Raw genomic sequence first — 1,279 nt, forward strand, 5'->3', positions numbered from 1 at the left:
TGGCACTATGGTCATAGTTGTTGGCGGTGAAAGAAGCGCCCTTGAACGCGCTCAGTTATATCTAGATGCTTTAAGCTCAAAAGTGGTCTACATGGGCAAGTCTGGCAATGGCCATGCCGCCAAACTCATCAATAATCTCTTATGTGCTGCACATCTTGTAACTACCGCTGAAGCAGTCGCTTTGGGTACTAAGGCAGGACTAAACCCTGAAGACCTTATTGCTGGTTTGAATGCAGGTTCAGGTCGTAGTGCGATTAGTGAAGTGAATTTCCCTCGATGGATTCTCAATCAAAGTTTTGATTCTGGTTTTACGATGGAACTGATGCGTAAAGACGTACGTCTGGCAAAAGACATGATTGGTGAGATGAGATTGGAGCTGCCTTTGGCTGAACAAGTAGCCGAGATTTGGGCGCAGAGCGAAGCAAACCTACCTGATCAAGATGACTTTAATTGCATTGTGAAAAATTCTGGCTTGGGAGAATAGATAATGAGTTTTATCGTAGAAAAAAATGGTGAGCAGCAAGTTGAAGCACTTCTTCATGAACTATTAGGTACTTCTACATTTGGCAGCTGGATTGATGGCGAGCTGGTGACAGGTCATGGAGACAGCATCGATTTAACTAACCCAGCGACCGGTCAGGTGTTTTTAAGCTATCGTGATGCGGGAAAAGATATTGTTGCTAATGCCGCCGATGCTGCCATCAAAGCTCAAAAAGCATGGTGGTCGATGACGGCTAGTGCCAGAGGTCAGTTAATGTGGAAGTGCAGTATGAAAATACGCGAAGCCGCAGAATCTCTGGCACGCCTAGAATGTATCTCTGCTGGTAAGCCTATTCGCGATTGCCGAGTTGAGGTGGCGAAAGTTGCCGAGATGTTTGAATACTATGCTGGCTGGTGTGACAAGATTATGGGACAAGTTATCCCTGTACCAACCACTCACTTAAACTACACTCGTCATGAGCCATATGGTGTGGTGACGCAAATTACCCCTTGGAACGCACCCATATTTACTGGCGGCTGGCAAATCGCGCCTGCTATCTGTGCAGGAAATGCCGTCTTATTAAAGCCGTCTGAATTAACCCCACTAAGCACAACGGCACTCGTTAAAATCCTTGAGCAAGCAGGTATCCCGCGTGGTTTGGTCAATGTCATTAATGGATTGGGACACACAACAGGGTCTGCCGCCATTGCGCATCCAGCCACCAACAAAGTGGTTTTTGTCGGCTCACCAAAAACGGGCGCGCTCATTGCTTCAGCATCTACGCAACGTGTCATTCCT

Annotated in this window: 2 protein-coding genes; both read left to right on the top strand. The window is 47.0% G+C overall.

Translation table 11 applies throughout. The features are described from left to right. A partial coding sequence (locus ACS8FC_RS14325) for an NAD(P)-dependent oxidoreductase (protein WP_439297251.1) occupies positions 1-484 on the top strand: 484 nt, incomplete at its 5' end. Between the two features lie 3 nt (positions 485-487). Beyond that, positions 488-1,279: aldehyde dehydrogenase family protein (locus ACS8FC_RS14330; protein WP_439297252.1), on the top strand; the 792-nt coding region annotated here is incomplete at its 3' end.

This window comes from Psychrobacter sp. 1Y4 (assembly GCF_051847555.1).